This is a genomic window from Nonomuraea monospora, assembly GCF_039531895.1.
GTDB classification, from domain to species: Bacteria; Actinomycetota; Actinomycetes; order Streptosporangiales; family Streptosporangiaceae; genus Nonomuraea; species Nonomuraea monospora.
In genome coordinates this window covers 358,118-371,984 of sequence record NZ_BAAAQX010000007.1, presented here as the reverse complement: position 1 = coordinate 371,984, position 13,867 = coordinate 358,118, and the positions used below count along the sequence as shown (strand labels likewise).

Below are 13,867 nucleotides of genomic sequence, written 5' to 3'. Positions count from 1 at the left end.
CTGGAGGACCTCCCCATGGAACACCGCAGCAAGCCCTGGCAGGGCGTCATGGTCGCCACCGCGCTCCCCCTGCGCGAAGACCTCTCGGTCGACTACGACGGCTACGCGGAGCACTGCCGCTGGCTGGTCGACAACGGCTGCGACGGCGTCGTACCGAACGGCTCGCTCGGCGAGTACCAGACGCTCACCCCGCAGGAGCGCACGAAGGTCATCGAGACGGCGGTCGCGGCGGTCGGCGGCGGCAACGTGATGGCGGGCGCGGGCGCGTACGGCGCCGCGGAGTCGCGGCGCTGGGCCGAGCAGGCGGGCGAGGCGGGCTGCGGCTCGGTCCTCCTGCTGCCGCCGAACGCCTACCGGGCCGACGAGCGGGCGGTCGTGGCGCACTACCGGGAGGTCGCCAAGGCGGGGGTGCCGATCGTGGCCTACAACAACCCCTACGACACCAAGGTGGACCTCACCCCCGCGCTGCTGGCCAGGCTGCACGAGGAGGGGCTGATCGTGGCGGTCAAGGAGTTCAGCGGCGACGTGCGCAGGGCGTACGAGATCGCCGAGCTGGCACCCGGGCTGGACCTGCTGATCGGCTCCGACGACGTGCTGCTGGAGCTGGCCGTGGCCGGGGCGGTCGGCTGGATCGCCGGCTACCCGAACGCGCTGCCCGCCTCCAACAGCGCCCTGTACCGCGCGGCCGTGGCCGGTGACCTGGAGACGGCGCTGCCGCTGTACCGGACCCTGCACCCGCTGCTGCGCTGGGACTCCAAGACGGAGTTCGTCCAGGCCATCAAGCTGTCCATGGACGTGGCGGGCCGCCACGGCGGCCCGTGCAGGCAGCCCAGGCAGCCGCTGACGGACGAGCAGGCCGCTATCGTGCGTGCGGCGACCGAGAAGGCACTGGCAGAAGGGCTGCGATGAGGACCAAGCGCGTTTTCCACGCCGTCGACTCCCACACCGAGGGCATGCCCACGCGGGTCATCACCGGCGGCATCGGCGTCATCCCCGGCGCGAGCATGGCCGAGCGGCGCGTGTACTTCCGCGACAACCTCGACCACGTCCGCACCCTGCTGATGACGGAGCCGCGCGGCCACTCGGCCATGAGCGGCGCCATCCTGCAGCCGCCGACCAGGCCGGACGCCGACTACGGCGTGCTGTTCATCGAGGTGTCCGGGCTGCTGCCGATGTGCGGGCACGGCACGATCGGCGTGGCCACCGTGCTGGTGGAGACCGGCATGGTCGAGGTGGTCGAGCCGGTCACGACCGTGCGCCTGGAGGTGCCCGCCGGGCTCGTCGAGGTGGACGTCGCCGTCGAGGACGGCATGGCCATGTCGGTGACGCTGCGCAACGTGCCGTCCTACTGCGACAGGCTGGACGCGAGCGTGACCGTGCCGGGGTTCGGGGAGATCCCGTACGACCTCGCGTACGGCGGCAACTTCTACGCCGTCGTGAACCTCGACCACTACGGCCTGCCGTTCGACCGCAAGGCCAAGAACGAGATCATCGCCGCCGGCCTGGCCACCATGGAGGCCGTCAACGCCGCCGACGAGCCCGTCCACCGCGAGGACTCCCGCATCCGCGGCTGCCACCACGTCTACTTCGCCGCCCCCGGCTCCGACGCCCACCACTCGCGGCACGCCATGGCCATCCACCCGGGCTGGTTCGACCGCTCGCCGTGCGGCACCGGCACCAGCGCCCGCATGGCCCAGCTCCACGCCAGGGGCGAGCTGCCGCTCGGCCGGGACTTCACGAACGAGTCGTTCATCGGCACCCATTTCATCGGGCGGCTGCTGGAGGAGACCACGGTGGGCGGGCGGCCGGCGGTCCTGCCGTCCATCACCGGGCGCGCCTGGATCACCGGAACCGCCCAGTACTTCCTCGACCCGCGCGACCCGTTCCCCGCGGGGTTCGAGCTCTGATGGTGACGACGGTCGACTACCACACCGCCGGGGAGCCGTTCAGAATCGTCACGGGCGGGGTGCCCGAGATCCCCGGCTCCACCGTGCTCGACCGCCGCACCACCGCGATGGCCGAGCTCGACGACCTGCGCCGGCTGCTGTGCAACGAGCCGCGCGGGCACGCCGACATGTACGGCTGCTTCCTGGTGCCGCCGGACGACCCGGGTGCGCGGTTCGGGGCGCTGTTCTGGCACAAGGACGGCTTCTCCACCGCCTGCGGGCACGGCACGATCGCGCTGGGCGTGCACGCGGTGCGCGAGGGCCTGGTCGAGGCCGCCCCCGACGGGGTGACGGACGTGGTCGTGGACGTGCCGTCGGGGCGCGTCACGGCCCGGGTGCGGCTGTCCGGCGGCGAGATCGAGGGCGTCACGTTCGTCAACGTGCCCTCGTACGTGATCGCCTGTGACGTCCCCGTGGCGGGCGTGCGCGCCGACGTCTCCTACGGCGGCGCCATCTACGCGTCCGTACGCGCCGCCGACCTCGGCCTGACGGTCGAGCCACGGCACGTCAACGCCCTCATCGAGCACGCCCGCCGGATCAAGGCCGGGCTGGCGGGCCACCCCGCCGCCCGGCACCCGTCCGACGAGCGGCTCTCCGGCGTCTACGGCGTGATCTTCTACGACGAGCTGCCCGACCTGGACGGCGTCAGGCGGCAGCGCAACGTCACCGTGTTCGCCGACGGAGAGGTGGACCGCTCGCCCTGCGGCTCCGGCACCGCGGCCAGGATGGCGCTGCTGTACGACGCCGGCAAGACGGCCGGCCTCGTCCACGAGAGCGTCGTGGGCAGCGTGTTCACCGCCCGCGTGGGGGAGACGACCGGGGAGGGCGTGATCGTGGAGATCGACGGCATGGCGTACCGGACCGGGCGGCACGTCTTCGAGCTCGACCCGGGCGACCCGTTCCCGACCGGGTTCACGCTGCGATGAGCGGGCTGCCGTACCTCGACGCCGCCGCCGTGGAGCGGCTGGTGCCCATGGGGCGGGCCGTGGACGTGCTGGAGGAGGCGCTGCGGGCCGGGCTCGACCCCGAGACGACCCCGCGCCGGCCCATCGTCGACCTGCCCGCCGGGCAACTCCTGCTCATGCCCGCCTCCACCCGGCGGTACGCGGGCGTCAAGGCCGTCAGCATCGCGCCCGGCAACCCGGGGCGGGGGCTGCCCCGCATCCAGGGCACGTACCTGCTGTTCGACGGCGAGACCCTGGCCCCGCTGGCCGCGCTGGACGGGATCGCGCTCACCTCGCTGCGCACGCCCGCCGTCTCCGCCCTCGCCGTCCGGCACCTCGCGGAGCCGGGGGCGCGGCGGCTGGTGGTGTTCGGGAGCGGGCCGCAGGCGTACGGGCATGTGCTGGCCCTGCGGGAGGTGCGGCCGGTGGAGGACGTCACCGTCGTCGCCCGCGACCGGCACCGGGCGGAGGCGCTCGCGGCCTGGTGCCGCGAGCTGGGGCTGACCGCCCGCGCCGCCGACTCCGGCGCGCGGCTGGCGGAGGCGGTGGCGGGGGCCGATCTGGTCGCGTGCTGCACCACGGCCAGAGACCCCCTGTTCCCCGGTAAGCTCGCCCGCGACGGCGTCACCGTCGTCGCGGTCGGCTCGCACGAGCCCGGCGCCCGCGAGCTCGACGGCGACCTGATCGCCCGCGCCACCGTGGTCGTCGAGGCCAGGGCGGCCGCCCTGGAGGAGGCGGGCGACATCGTCGTGCCGATCCGCCAGGGTACGATCACCTCTCATCATCTCGCCGGGAACCTCGCCGACCTGATCGCCGGAAGGGTGGTCGCCGGTCCGGGGCCGCGCGTGTTCAAGAGCACGGGCATGGCGTGGGAGGACCTCGTGGTCGCGGCTGCCGCCTACGAGGCCGCACAGCAGGGCCCAGGTGAGGGCCCGCGTTCGCGGGCACAGGCATGAGGGTGGACAGAGAAAGGGAGCGGCCGATGGCTGCCGAGGACCGGCTCGACCTGCCGATGGTGGGGGAGCGGCAGAGCTTGCGCGAGCAGGTGGCGCACGCGCTGCGCGCCGCGCTGATCACCGGTGAGATGCGGCCGGGGGTGGTCTACTCGGCGCCGGTGCTGGCCGCCCAGTTCGGCGTCTCGGCCACGCCGGTGCGCGAGGCGATGCTCGACCTGGCCAAGGAGGGCCTGGTCGAGGCCGTCCGCAACAAGGGGTTCAGGGTCACGGAGCTGTCCGACCGCGACCTGGACGAGCTGACCGAGATCCGCCAGCTCATCGAGGTGCCCACGGTGGCGAGGCTGGCCGACAGCTCGCGGGCGGAGGAGTTCGAGCGGCTGCGGCCGATCGCCGAGGAGATCGTGTCGGCCAGTGAGCGGGGCGACCTGCTCGCGTACGTGGACGCCGACCTGCGCTTCCACGTCGAGCTGCTGTCGCTGTGCGGGAACGCGCACCTGGTGTCGGTGGTGCAGGACCTGCGCAACAGGGCCAGGCTGTACGGCCTGTCGCAGCTTTCCGAGCGCGGCACGCTGGGCGACTCGGCGAGGGAGCACCTGCAACTGCTGGACGCGCTCAAGAGCGGCGACGGCGCCGCCGTCGGGCACCTGATGGCGGAGCACATCGGCCACGTCCGCGGCATCTGGGCAGAGCACTGACCGGCAAACAGGGTTAAGTTCTGAAATTCGGGATCGGGCACTCCCCGATGGCGGTAATCTCAATGCGGATCGGCCGGGCGACGCCTGGCGCGAGCGCCGCCGATCCCGCGTCCCCGGTCCGCAACGGACCGGCCCCTTTCGGCACATGCCTGGTCAAGCGGACACCCGCACTCCGCTGACCTTCATGGGCTCGGCACACCCCGCCCACCGAGCCGAGCCCACCGCCGCGCGCCCGAGACCCCATCCCACGGGCGCGCGGCGGCCCTCATCAGCGTTCGCGCGTGCGGGTCGAGCCCAGGCTGGCGGCCACGATGCAGATGATCGCCGCCCACTGCTGGACGTGCAGGATCTCGCTCAGCAGCAGCACCCCGATCAGCGCCGCCACGGCGGGCTCCAGGCTCATCAGGATGCCGAACACGTGCTTGGGCATGCGCCGCAGCGCCTGCAGCTCCAGCGAGTACGGGATCACCGACGACAGCAGCCCCACACCGAGCCCGATGAGCAGCAGCTCCGGCTGCAGCAGGTCGGCGCCGCCCGTCGTGACGCCGACCGGCAGGATCACCAGCGCCGACACGATCATGGCGAACGACAGCCCGCTCGTCCCGGGAAAGCGCCGCCCGGCCGCCGCCGACAGCAGGATGTAGGCGGCCCAGCAGGCGCCCGCCACCATCGCGAACCCGATGCCCACCCAGCTCACCGACGCCGACTCGCCCCACGGGGCCAGCAGCAGCACGCCGATGGCGGCCAGCCCGACCCACACCAGGTCGATCCGCCGCCGTGAGGCGGCCACCGCGACGCCCAGCGGCCCGAGGAACTCGATCGCCACCGCGATGCCCATCGGCAGCCGCGCCAGGGCCTCGTAGAAGGTCAGGTTCATGACGGCGAGCGTCAGGCCGAAGCCGGCCCCCACCGCCCAGTCGCGCCAGGACAGCCCCCTGAGTCTGGGCCGCGCGACCGCCCCCATGATGAGCGCCCCGGCCGCGATGCGCAGGAACACCACCGCGCTCGGCGGCAGCGTCGCGAACAGCTCCTTGGCGAACCCGGCGCCGAGCTGTACCGAGAAGATTCCCAGCAGCACGAGCCCCGAGGGCGGGATGCTGTCGGCGGCGCCGCGGAGCAGCTTGCCCGGCCGGGGGAGGCCGGGCCCCCGGTCGATGGGCTCGTCGAGTGCGAAGGCGGTCACGGAACTCCTCGTCAGAACAGGTGGGGCAACCTGCAGAGCCTACTCAACGCGCCCGATATTCCCCCCTTTAAGGTGGTACTACTGCCGACTGGATCATTTATCCGGACAAATAGAACATGGACCTATGAAAGCCCCCGCTCCTCCCGTCAGTCTCACCCGCCCGCCGCTGACCCTGTCCGTGGCCGGGTTCGTCAGCAGCTTCGACCGGTTCGCCGTGAGCCCCATGCTCGTGCTCATCGCCGCCGACCTGGGCGTCCCGCTGTCGGCCGCGGTCGCCGCCGCCAGCGGCTACTACCTGGCGTACGGGCTGACGCAGCCGCTGTGGGGCCTGCTGTCCGACCGCTTCGGACGCGTGAGCGTGATGCGGTGGGCGCTGTTCGGCGCGGCGCTGGCGGGCCTGGCCTCGGCGCTGATGCCCGTGCTCGGCGCGCTCGTCGTGGCCAGGGTGGTGACGGGCGCCTGCTTCGGCGCGGTGATCCCGACAGGGCTGACGTACGTCGGCGACACCGTCGCGCCCTCGGTGCGCCAGCGCGCGCTCACCGACCTCATGGCCGCCGCCGCGCTCGGCACGGCGCTCGCCACGGGGCTGGGCGGCGTCGTCGCGGGCCTGCTGGACTGGCGGGTGGCCTTCACCGTGCCCGCCGTCTGCGCGCTGGCCTGCGCGCTGTCCCTGCGCACGCTGCCCGAGCCGCCCCGCCACGAGAACGCCGGCAGCGGGGTGCTCAGCCACCTCGGGGCGGTGCTCGGGCAGCGGTGGGCGCTGCTGGTGTTCGCGCTGGCCTTCACCGAGGGGGCCATCATGCTGGGCGTCATGCCGTTCCTGGCCCCCGCGCTCCAGCACACGGGGCTGGCCGCCGCCGTGGCCGGGCTGTCGATCACCGCGTACGGGCTGGGGCTGTGGGGCTTCGCCAAGCTCGTCAAGCACCTGTCGGGACGCTGGTCCGCGCCCCTGCTCATGGTCGTGGGCGGTGCGCAGCTCTGCGCGGGGTTCGCCGTCGTGGCCGTGCACGTCAGCGTGCCCGTCGTGGTCGTCACGGCGCTGCTGCTGGGCGGGGGCTGGTCGTTCCTGCACTCCTCGCTGCAGACCTGGGCCACCTCCGTCGTGCCCGAGGCCCGCGGGACCACCATCGCGTTCTTCGCCTGCGCGTTGTTCGTGGGCAGCGCGGTCGCCTCGTGGGCGGCGGGGCCGCTGGCGCAGGACGGGCGCTACGGGCTCCTGTTCGGGCTGGCGGCCGGTGCGGCCATCCCCCTCACGGCGGTGGCCGCCCTCACCCGCCGCCACTACGGCGCCCTGCGCCCCGAACCGCCGCGCCCGGAGTAACGCCCGCCCCGGACCCGGAGACGCCCGCGCCGAGCCGCCCACGCCGAGCCGCCCACCTGCCGCCTCGCTCCCGCCGTCCTCACTCCCAGCGGAACGTGCGCGACACCAGCCCCAGCGACACCACCGCCCACGCCGCCAGCACGACGACCGGCACCAGCGGCAGAGCCGCCCCTTGGGCGAGCACCGCGCGCAGGCCGCCGGTCAGCGCCGAGATGGGCAGCGCCTCCAGCACCGGCCGCACCCCGTCGGGGAACTTGGACAGGGGGAACATCACTCCGCCCACCCCCAGCAGCACCAGGTAGACCAGGTTGGCCGCCGCCAGGGTGGCCTCGGCGCGCAGCGTGCCGGCCATCAGCAGCCCGAGCCCGCTGAACGCCGCCGTGCCCAGCACGATCAGCACCACCGCGCTCAGGAACGAGCCCTGGGGCCGCCACCCCAGCGCCAGCCCCACGGTCACGATGACCACGGCCTGGATGAGCTCCACGCCGGCCACCGCCGCCGTCTTGGCCAGCATGAGCCCGCTCCTGGACAGCGGGGTGGCGCCCAGCCGCTTGAGCACGCCGTAACGGCGCTCGAAGCCGGTGCCGATGGCCTGCCCGGTGAAGGCGGTGGACATGACGGCCAGCGCGAGCACGCCCGGCACCAGGAAGTCGACGCGCCGCCCGCCGCCGACGTCGATCAGCGGCGCGAGCGAGAACCCAGTCAGCAGCAGCACCGGAATGATCATGGTGAGCAGGAGCTGCTCGCCGTTGCGCAGCATGGCGCGGATCTCCGCGCCGGCCTGCGCCAGCACCATGCGCGGGAACGGCGCCGCGCCGGGAGCGGGGGTGAGGTCGAGGGCGGTCATCGCAGCTCCCTGCCGGTCAGCTCCAGGAAGACGTCTTCGAGGGTGCGGCGCTCGATGCGCAGGTCGTCGGCCGTGACGCCCTCGGCCGCGCACCAGGCCGTCACCGTGGCCAGCAGCTCGGGCCCCACCAGGCCCTCGATGATGTAGTGGCCGGCCGGTGACTCCTTGGCCGCGCTGCCCGTGGGGAGCGCGTTGAGCAGCTCCTCCAGCGCCAGCCCTGGCCGCGCCCTGAACCTGAGCTGCCGCTCGGCCCCGGTGAGGGAGGCGGGGCTGCCCTCGGCCACCACGCGGCCCCTGTCGATGATGACGACGTGGTCGGCCAGCCGCTCGGCCTCGTCCATGTGGTGGGTGGTCAGCATGACCGACACGCCGGCGGCGCGCAGCTCGCCGACGAGGTCCCAGCAGGCGTGCCTGGCCTGCGGGTCGAGGCCGGCCGTGGGCTCGTCGAGGAAGACCAGCTCGGGCCGCCCGACGACGGCCGCCGCCAGGGACAGCCGCTGCTGCTGGCCGCCCGACAGCCGCCGGTACGGGGTGCGTACGTGATCGGTCAGCCCCAGCCGTTCGAGCAGCGCGCCCGCGTCGAGCGGGTGCGCGTAGAAGCGGGAGACCAGCCGCAGCCACTCGGCGCAGCGCATGGCCGGCGGCACGCCGCCCGCCTGCAGCATGACGCCCACCCGCGCGCGCAGCTCGGGCAGCGCGGGCGCCAGGCCGAGGACCTTGACCGTGCCGGCGTCGGCCTTGCGGAACCCCTCGCAGATCTCCACCGTGGACGTCTTGCCCGCGCCGTTGGGACCGAGGACCGCGGTGACGGCGCCGCGCTCGGCGCGGAAGGTGAGGCCGTCGACGGCGGTGCTGCCGCCGTAGCGTTTGACCAGGTCGACGATCTCGACGGCTGGGGAATCCATGGCCACGAGTTTAGGGACTCCCGCAGGCGGTCCGGGCCGCAGGTAAGCATGACCGCGTTGGCCTGGTAAGGCACCCCATCGGATGAGATTTCCGGAAATATCTGATGACTGGGAATTCGGAGGACCGAAACATGGTTTGACCATCCGGCCCTCGTGGGGCCACAGGCCTACGAGGGAGAGGGGTACACGCATGTCCGTGGCTGAGATCGCCACGTCCGCCGCCGTCGTCCAACCGGAGCGGAGGAGCCGCCGCGGAGTGCTGCTGGTGATCCTCGGCGCCCTGTCGGCGATCGGCCCGCTGTCCATCGACATGTACCTCCCCGCCCTGCCCGCCATCACCTCCGAGATGCTCAGCGGGGAGGCGCAGGTCCAGCTCACGCTCACCGCCTGCCTCATCGGCGTGTCGCTCGGTCAGGTGATCGCCGGGCCCACGAGCGACGTGCGCGGCCGGCGGGTGCCGCTGATGATCGGGGTGGCCGGGTTCATGGTCGCCTCGTTGCTGTGCGCGTTCGCGCCGTCGGTGCCGATGCTCATCGTCTTCCGCCTGCTGCAGGGCATGCTGGGCGGCGCGGCGCTGGTCATCGTGCGGGCGGTCGTCCGCGACCTGTACGACGGCGCCGCCATCGCCCGCATCTTCGCCACGCTGATGCTGGTCAGCGGCCTCGCGCCGATCCTGGCGCCCATCGCGGGGGCGCAGCTCCTCGCGTTCACCTCGTGGCGCGGCGTGTTCGTGGCGCTCAGCGTCGCCGGGCTCCTGCTGCTGCTGGCCGTGCTGGCGGGCGTGCGCGAGACGCTGCCCGCCGAGGAGCGCGAGAGCGGCGGGCTCAGGCACACCGTGAGCACCTTCTGGCACCTCCTGCGCGACCGCTCGTTCATGGGCTTCGCGCTGACCGGCGGGCTGGCGTTCGCGGCCATGTTCGGCTACATCTCGGGCTCGCCGTTCGTCCTCCAGGACGTGTACGGCGCCACGCCGCAGCAGTATTCCCTCATCTTCGGCCTGAACGCCTTCGCCCTCATCGCGACCTCCCAGCTCGGCGGCCGGCTGTCGGGCCGGGTGCGGCCGGTGCTGCTGGTGCGCGCCGGACTCGGCGTCGCGCTGCTCGGCGCGGCGCTGCTGATGACCGCGGCGCTGGCGGACCTCGGCCTGTGGGGCATCGTGAGCGGGCTGATCGTCATCATGCTGGGCCAGGGCCTGGTCCTGCCCGGCACCGGCGCGCTGGCGCTGGGCTCCCAGCCCGCGCAGGTCGCCGGGAGCGCCTCGGCGCTGACCGGCGTGCTGCAGTTCGCCCTGGGCGCGGCTGCCGCCCCGCTGGTCGGACTTGCCGGAACCGGCTCCGCGGTGCCCATGGCCTGTGTCATGCTCGGGCTCTTCTTCTGCTCGGCCCTGGCGTTCACGATCCTCGGCCGGACAAAAGTTAGGTAAGGCTACCCTGCGTGACAAATTCCATTCCCGTCCCTGCTCAGATCCGTTTGTGAAGCGGGAAGGAATTACGGCACACTGATGTTGTGAAAAACATGCCCACGATGGAGCCCGGTGGTGAGCGCGGCACCCGCGCCCGCGTCGCCAGGCTGATTCTTGAGCATGGTCCCGTCACGGCCGCGGCTCTCGGCGAGCGGCTCGGGCTCACGCCCGCCGCCGTCCGGCGTCACCTCGACGCGCTGCTGGCCGACGGGATGATCGAGCCTCGTACGGTACGCCCGCGCGGACAGCGCGGGCGCGGGCGGCCCGCCAAGCTGTTCGCGATCACCGACGCGGGGCGCAGTGCTTTCGAGCACGCCTACGACGACCTGGCCGGGAGCGCGCTGCGTTTCCTGGCCGAGCGTATGGGGCGAGAAGCCGTGGCAGACTTCGCCCGCGAGCAGGTGGCCAGCCTGCTCAGGAGGCTGGAGCCCGTCATGGCGACGGTGCCCGCGGACCAGCGCGTGCAGGTGCTGGCGCAGGCGCTGTCGGCAGAGGGGTATGCCGCCTCGGCCAGCAAGGCCAAGTCGGGTGGCGACCAGCTCTGCCAGCACCACTGCCCGGTGGCGCACGCGGCCGCGGAGTTCCCGCAGCTGTGTGAGGCCGAGACGGAGGCGTTCGCGCAGCTGCTCGGCACCCCGGTGCAGCGCCTGGCCACGATCGCCCACGGCGACGGGGTGTGCACGACGCACGTGTCCCCGCAGTCATTGGCCGATTCCGCACATAGAGACAAGAGCAAGGAGACCGGAAGGTGACTGTCACCGACCGCCCGGAGCTGGAAGGCCTCGGGAATTACAAGTTCGGCTGGGCCGACCCGGATGCCGCGGGCGCGGCGGCCAAGCGCGGCCTGTCCGAGGAGGTCGTCCGCAACATCTCCGCGCTCAAGAACGAGCCGGAGTGGATGCTCGACCTTCGCCTGAAGGGCCTCCGCCTGTTCGCCAAGAAGCCGCTGCCCACCTGGGGCTCCGACCTCACCGGCATCGACTTCGACAACATCAAGTACTTCGTGCGCTCGACCGAGAAGCAGGCCGCTTCCTGGGACGAGCTGCCGGAGGACATCAAGAACACCTACGACAAGCTCGGCATCCCGGAGGCGGAGAAGCAGCGCCTCATCGCCGGTGTCGCGGCCCAGTACGAGTCCGAGGTCGTCTATCACAAGATCCGTGAGGACCTCGAGGAGAAGGGTGTCATCTTCGTCGACACCGACACGGGCCTGAAGGAGCACGAGGAGCTCTTCAAGGAGTACTTCGGCTCGGTGATCCCGGTGGGCGACAACAAGTTCGCCGCGCTCAACACCTCCGTGTGGTCCGGTGGCTCGTTCATCTACGTGCCGCCGAACGTCGAGGTCGAGATCCCGCTGCAGGCCTACTTCCGGATCAACACCGAGAACATGGGCCAGTTCGAGCGGACCCTGATCATCGTCGACGAGAACAGCTACGTGCACTACGTCGAGGGCTGCACCGCGCCGATCTACTCCTCCGACTCGCTGCACAGCGCGGTCGTCGAGATCATCGTGAAGAAGAACGCCCGCTGCCGTTACACGACCATCCAGAACTGGTCGAACAACGTCTACAACCTGGTGACCAAGCGCGCCGTCGCCTACGAGGGCGCCACCATGGAGTGGATCGACGGCAACATCGGCTCCAAGGTCACGATGAAGTACCCGGCCGTCTACCTGATGGGCGAGCACGCCAAGGGCGAGACGCTGAGCGTCGCGTTCGCGGGCGAGGGCCAGCACCAGGACGCCGGCTCCAAGATGGTGCACCTGGCGCCCAACACCAGCTCCAGCGTCATCTCCAAGTCGGTGGCGCGCGGCGGCGGCCGCACCTCCTACCGCGGTCTCGTGCAGATCGAGGAGGGCGCCCACGGCAGCGCCAGCACCGTCAAGTGCGACGCCCTGCTGGTCGACCAGATCAGCCGCTCCGACACCTACCCGTACGTCGACGTCCGCGAGGACGACGTCTCGATGGGCCACGAGGCCACGGTCTCCAAGGTCAGCGAGGACCAGCTGTTCTACCTCATGAGCCGCGGGCTCGACGAGGACGAGGCGATGGCGATGATCGTGCGCGGCTTCGTGGAGCCGATCGCGCGCGAGCTGCCCATGGAGTACGCGCTCGAGCTGAACCGGCTGATCGAGCTGCAGATGGAAGGAGCCGTCGGCTGATGGGCCTGAACGAGAAGCCCCTGTCGACCCTGCACGAGAAGGCGTCCTACGAGCTGGGCGACTTCGAGGTCCCGACCGGGCGCGAGGAGGCGTGGCGCTTCACGCCGCTGTCCCGCCTGAAGGGCCTGCACAACGGCAAGGCCGATCCGGTCGGCCACGTCCGCGTGGACGTGGACGCCGCCCCCGAGGTCACCGTCGAGACGGTCGGCCGTGACGACGCCCGCGTGGGCAAGTCGTTCATGCCGACCGACCGGGTGAGCGCGCAGGCGTGGAACAGCTTCGAGAAGGCCACCGTGATCACGGTGCCGCGCGAGGCCGTCACCTCCAGGCCGACCGTGCTGACGCTGACGGGCGAGGGCGACGGCGCGACCTACGGCCACATCGTGGTCAAGGTCGAGCCGATGGCCGAGGCCGTGCTCGTGCTCGACCACAAGGGCAGCGCCGTCTACGCCGACAACATCGAGTTCGTCGTCGGCGACGGCGCCAACCTCAAGGTCGTCAGCCTGCAGGACTGGGAGGACGACGCGGTCCACGTCTCCCACCACCACGCGCGGCTCGCCAAGGACGCGACCTTCCGCAGCTTCGTGGTGACGCTCGGCGGCGACCTGGTACGCCTGTCGCCCAGCGTCACCTACACCGCGCCGGGCGGCGACGCCGACATGTCGGGCGTCTACTTCGTCGACGCCGGGCAGCACCTGGAGCACCGCCTGCTGGTCGACCACTCGCAGCCCAACTGCAAGAGCAACGTCGACTACCGCGGCGCCCTGCAGGGCGAGGCGGCGCACGCCGTCTGGATCGGCGACGTGATCATCAGGGTCGAGGCCGAGGGCACCGACACCTACGAGCTCAACCGCAACCTCATCCTCACCGACGGCGCCCGCGCCGACTCGGTGCCCAACCTGGAGATCCTCACCGGCGAGGTCGCGGGAGCGGGGCACGCCTCCGCCTCCGGCCGCCTCGACGACGAGCACATCTTCTACCTCCAGGCCCGCGGCATCCCCTACGACGAGGCTCGCCGCCTGGTCGTGCGGGGCTTCCTCGGCCAGCTCGTGGAGAAGATCCAGATCGAGGAGATCCGCGAGCGCGTCATGGCCGCGCTGGAAGCGGAACTGAGCCGATGAGCACGTTCGAGAAGGTGTGCAAGGTCGAGGACATCCCTGACGGGGGCGTCATCGGCGTCGAGGTCGGCGCGGACGAGACGCCCGTGGCGCTCGTGCGCAAGGGCCACGAGGTGCGCGCCCTGCACGACGTCTGCTCCCACGCCGAGGTCAAGCTCAGCGAGGGCGAGGTGTACGACGGCACCCTGGAGTGCTGGCTGCACGGCTCGTGCTTCGACATCAACACCGGCAAGCCCACCGGGCCGCCCGCCACCCAACCCGTGAACGTCTACACAGTGAAGATCGACGGCGATGACGTCCTCGTCTCGCTCTCGAAGGAGTCCTAAGCA

At 71.9% G+C, this 13,867-nt stretch carries 14 protein-coding genes; 11 read left to right on the top strand and 3 right to left on the bottom strand.

Annotation, left to right across the window (positions count from 1 at the left end; genetic code table 11):
• The first annotated feature begins 15 nt into the window (after positions 1-15).
• From ABD331_RS16965 to ABD331_RS16945, 5 genes are read left to right on the top strand one after another with little or no spacing between them, the layout of a single operon-like run.
• On the top strand, positions 16-909 hold the full coding sequence (locus tag ABD331_RS16965) for a dihydrodipicolinate synthase family protein (RefSeq protein ID WP_344475632.1): 894 nt from the start codon (positions 16-18) through the stop codon (positions 907-909).
• On the top strand, positions 906-1,907 hold the full coding sequence (locus ABD331_RS16960) for a proline racemase family protein (protein WP_344475629.1): 1,002 nt from the start codon (positions 906-908) through the stop codon (positions 1,905-1,907). The genes ABD331_RS16965 and ABD331_RS16960 overlap by 4 nt, the downstream gene beginning before the upstream one ends.
• Positions 1,907-2,872, top strand: coding sequence for a proline racemase family protein (locus ABD331_RS16955; RefSeq protein WP_344475626.1), 966 nt, complete (start codon positions 1,907-1,909; stop codon positions 2,870-2,872). The genes ABD331_RS16960 and ABD331_RS16955 overlap by 1 nt, the downstream gene beginning before the upstream one ends.
• Positions 2,869-3,846, top strand: coding sequence for an ornithine cyclodeaminase family protein (locus ABD331_RS16950; protein WP_344475624.1), 978 nt, complete (start codon positions 2,869-2,871; stop codon positions 3,844-3,846). The genes ABD331_RS16955 and ABD331_RS16950 overlap by 4 nt, the downstream gene beginning before the upstream one ends.
• Before the next feature lie 26 nt (positions 3,847-3,872).
• On the top strand, positions 3,873-4,541 hold the full coding sequence (locus tag ABD331_RS16945; RefSeq protein WP_344475622.1) for a GntR family transcriptional regulator: 669 nt from the start codon (positions 3,873-3,875) through the stop codon (positions 4,539-4,541).
• Positions 4,542-4,809: 268 nt separating this feature from the next.
• On the opposite strand, the gene ABD331_RS16940 is transcribed toward ABD331_RS16945, so the two are convergent.
• A complete protein-coding gene (locus tag ABD331_RS16940) occupies positions 4,810-5,724 on the bottom strand; it encodes an EamA family transporter (protein WP_344475620.1) in 915 nt (304 codons plus the stop codon).
• Positions 5,725-5,848: 124 nt separating this feature from the next.
• Between ABD331_RS16940 and ABD331_RS16935 the strand changes: the two genes are divergently transcribed.
• Complete coding sequence (locus ABD331_RS16935; RefSeq protein WP_344475618.1) at positions 5,849-7,045, top strand: MFS transporter; 1,197 nt, start codon at positions 5,849-5,851, stop codon at positions 7,043-7,045.
• A 79-nt stretch (positions 7,046-7,124) separates the two neighbouring features.
• Here the strand turns inward: ABD331_RS16935 and ABD331_RS16930 are convergent, their stop codons facing one another.
• Positions 7,125-7,892: an ABC transporter permease gene (locus ABD331_RS16930; RefSeq protein WP_344475616.1), complete on the bottom strand. Its 768-nt coding sequence runs from the start codon at positions 7,890-7,892 to the stop codon at positions 7,125-7,127.
• The gene (locus tag ABD331_RS16925) at positions 7,889-8,797 is read right to left on the bottom strand and encodes an ABC transporter ATP-binding protein (RefSeq protein WP_344475614.1); all 909 of its coding nucleotides are present in this window, start codon (positions 8,795-8,797) and stop codon (positions 7,889-7,891) included. The genes ABD331_RS16930 and ABD331_RS16925 overlap by 4 nt, the downstream gene beginning before the upstream one ends.
• 190 nt (positions 8,798-8,987) lie before the next feature.
• On the opposite strand from ABD331_RS16925, the gene ABD331_RS16920 reads away from it, so the two are divergent.
• The 5 genes from ABD331_RS16920 to ABD331_RS16900 all read left to right on the top strand — a co-directional run bounded on the left by ABD331_RS16920 (position 8,988) and on the right by ABD331_RS16900 (position 13,864).
• Entirely contained in the window at positions 8,988-10,220 is a 1,233-nt protein-coding gene (locus tag ABD331_RS16920) for a multidrug effflux MFS transporter (protein ID WP_344475612.1), read from the top strand.
• 92 nt (positions 10,221-10,312) lie between these two features.
• Positions 10,313-11,011, top strand: a complete 699-nt coding sequence (locus ABD331_RS16915; protein ID WP_344475610.1) for a helix-turn-helix transcriptional regulator — start codon at positions 10,313-10,315, stop codon at positions 11,009-11,011.
• Positions 11,008-12,420 carry a Fe-S cluster assembly protein SufB gene (sufB, locus tag ABD331_RS16910; protein ID WP_344475608.1) on the top strand — a complete coding sequence of 471 codons (1,413 nt, stop codon included), beginning with the start codon at positions 11,008-11,010 and terminating at the stop codon, positions 12,418-12,420. Before ABD331_RS16915 ends, sufB begins: the two co-directional genes overlap by 4 nt.
• Entirely contained in the window at positions 12,420-13,541 is a 1,122-nt protein-coding gene (gene sufD, locus ABD331_RS16905; RefSeq protein ID WP_344475606.1) for a Fe-S cluster assembly protein SufD, read from the top strand. The genes sufB and sufD overlap by 1 nt, the downstream gene beginning before the upstream one ends.
• Positions 13,538-13,864 (top strand): non-heme iron oxygenase ferredoxin subunit, encoded by a 327-nt coding sequence (locus tag ABD331_RS16900; RefSeq protein WP_344475604.1) that lies wholly within the window; start codon positions 13,538-13,540, stop codon positions 13,862-13,864. Before sufD ends, ABD331_RS16900 begins: the two co-directional genes overlap by 4 nt.
• Positions 13,865-13,867 lie beyond the last annotated feature (3 nt).

Excerpts from the sequence above, each read along its gene's own strand:
- ABD331_RS16915 (WP_344475610.1), top strand. The coding sequence starts at position 10,313 with ATGCCCACGATGGAGCCCGGTGGTGAGCGCGGCACCCGCGCCCGCGTC.
- ABD331_RS16935 (WP_344475618.1), top strand. The coding sequence starts at position 5,849 with ATGAAAGCCCCCGCTCCTCCCGTCAGTCTCACCCGCCCGCCGCTGACC.
- ABD331_RS16950 (WP_344475624.1), top strand. The coding sequence starts at position 2,869 with ATGAGCGGGCTGCCGTACCTCGACGCCGCCGCCGTGGAGCGGCTGGTG.
- ABD331_RS16930 (WP_344475616.1), bottom strand. The coding sequence starts at position 7,892 with ATGACCGCCCTCGACCTCACCCCCGCTCCCGGCGCGGCGCCGTTCCCG.
- ABD331_RS16960 (WP_344475629.1), top strand. The coding sequence starts at position 906 with ATGAGGACCAAGCGCGTTTTCCACGCCGTCGACTCCCACACCGAGGGC.
- ABD331_RS16945 (WP_344475622.1), top strand. The coding sequence starts at position 3,873 with ATGGCTGCCGAGGACCGGCTCGACCTGCCGATGGTGGGGGAGCGGCAG.
- ABD331_RS16965 (WP_344475632.1), top strand. The coding sequence starts at position 16 with ATGGAACACCGCAGCAAGCCCTGGCAGGGCGTCATGGTCGCCACCGCG.
- sufD (WP_344475606.1), top strand. The coding sequence starts at position 12,420 with ATGGGCCTGAACGAGAAGCCCCTGTCGACCCTGCACGAGAAGGCGTCC.
- ABD331_RS16900 (WP_344475604.1), top strand. The coding sequence starts at position 13,538 with ATGAGCACGTTCGAGAAGGTGTGCAAGGTCGAGGACATCCCTGACGGG.
- ABD331_RS16920 (WP_344475612.1), top strand. The coding sequence starts at position 8,988 with ATGTCCGTGGCTGAGATCGCCACGTCCGCCGCCGTCGTCCAACCGGAG.
- ABD331_RS16955 (WP_344475626.1), top strand. The coding sequence starts at position 1,907 with ATGGTGACGACGGTCGACTACCACACCGCCGGGGAGCCGTTCAGAATC.
- ABD331_RS16925 (WP_344475614.1), bottom strand. The coding sequence starts at position 8,797 with ATGGATTCCCCAGCCGTCGAGATCGTCGACCTGGTCAAACGCTACGGC.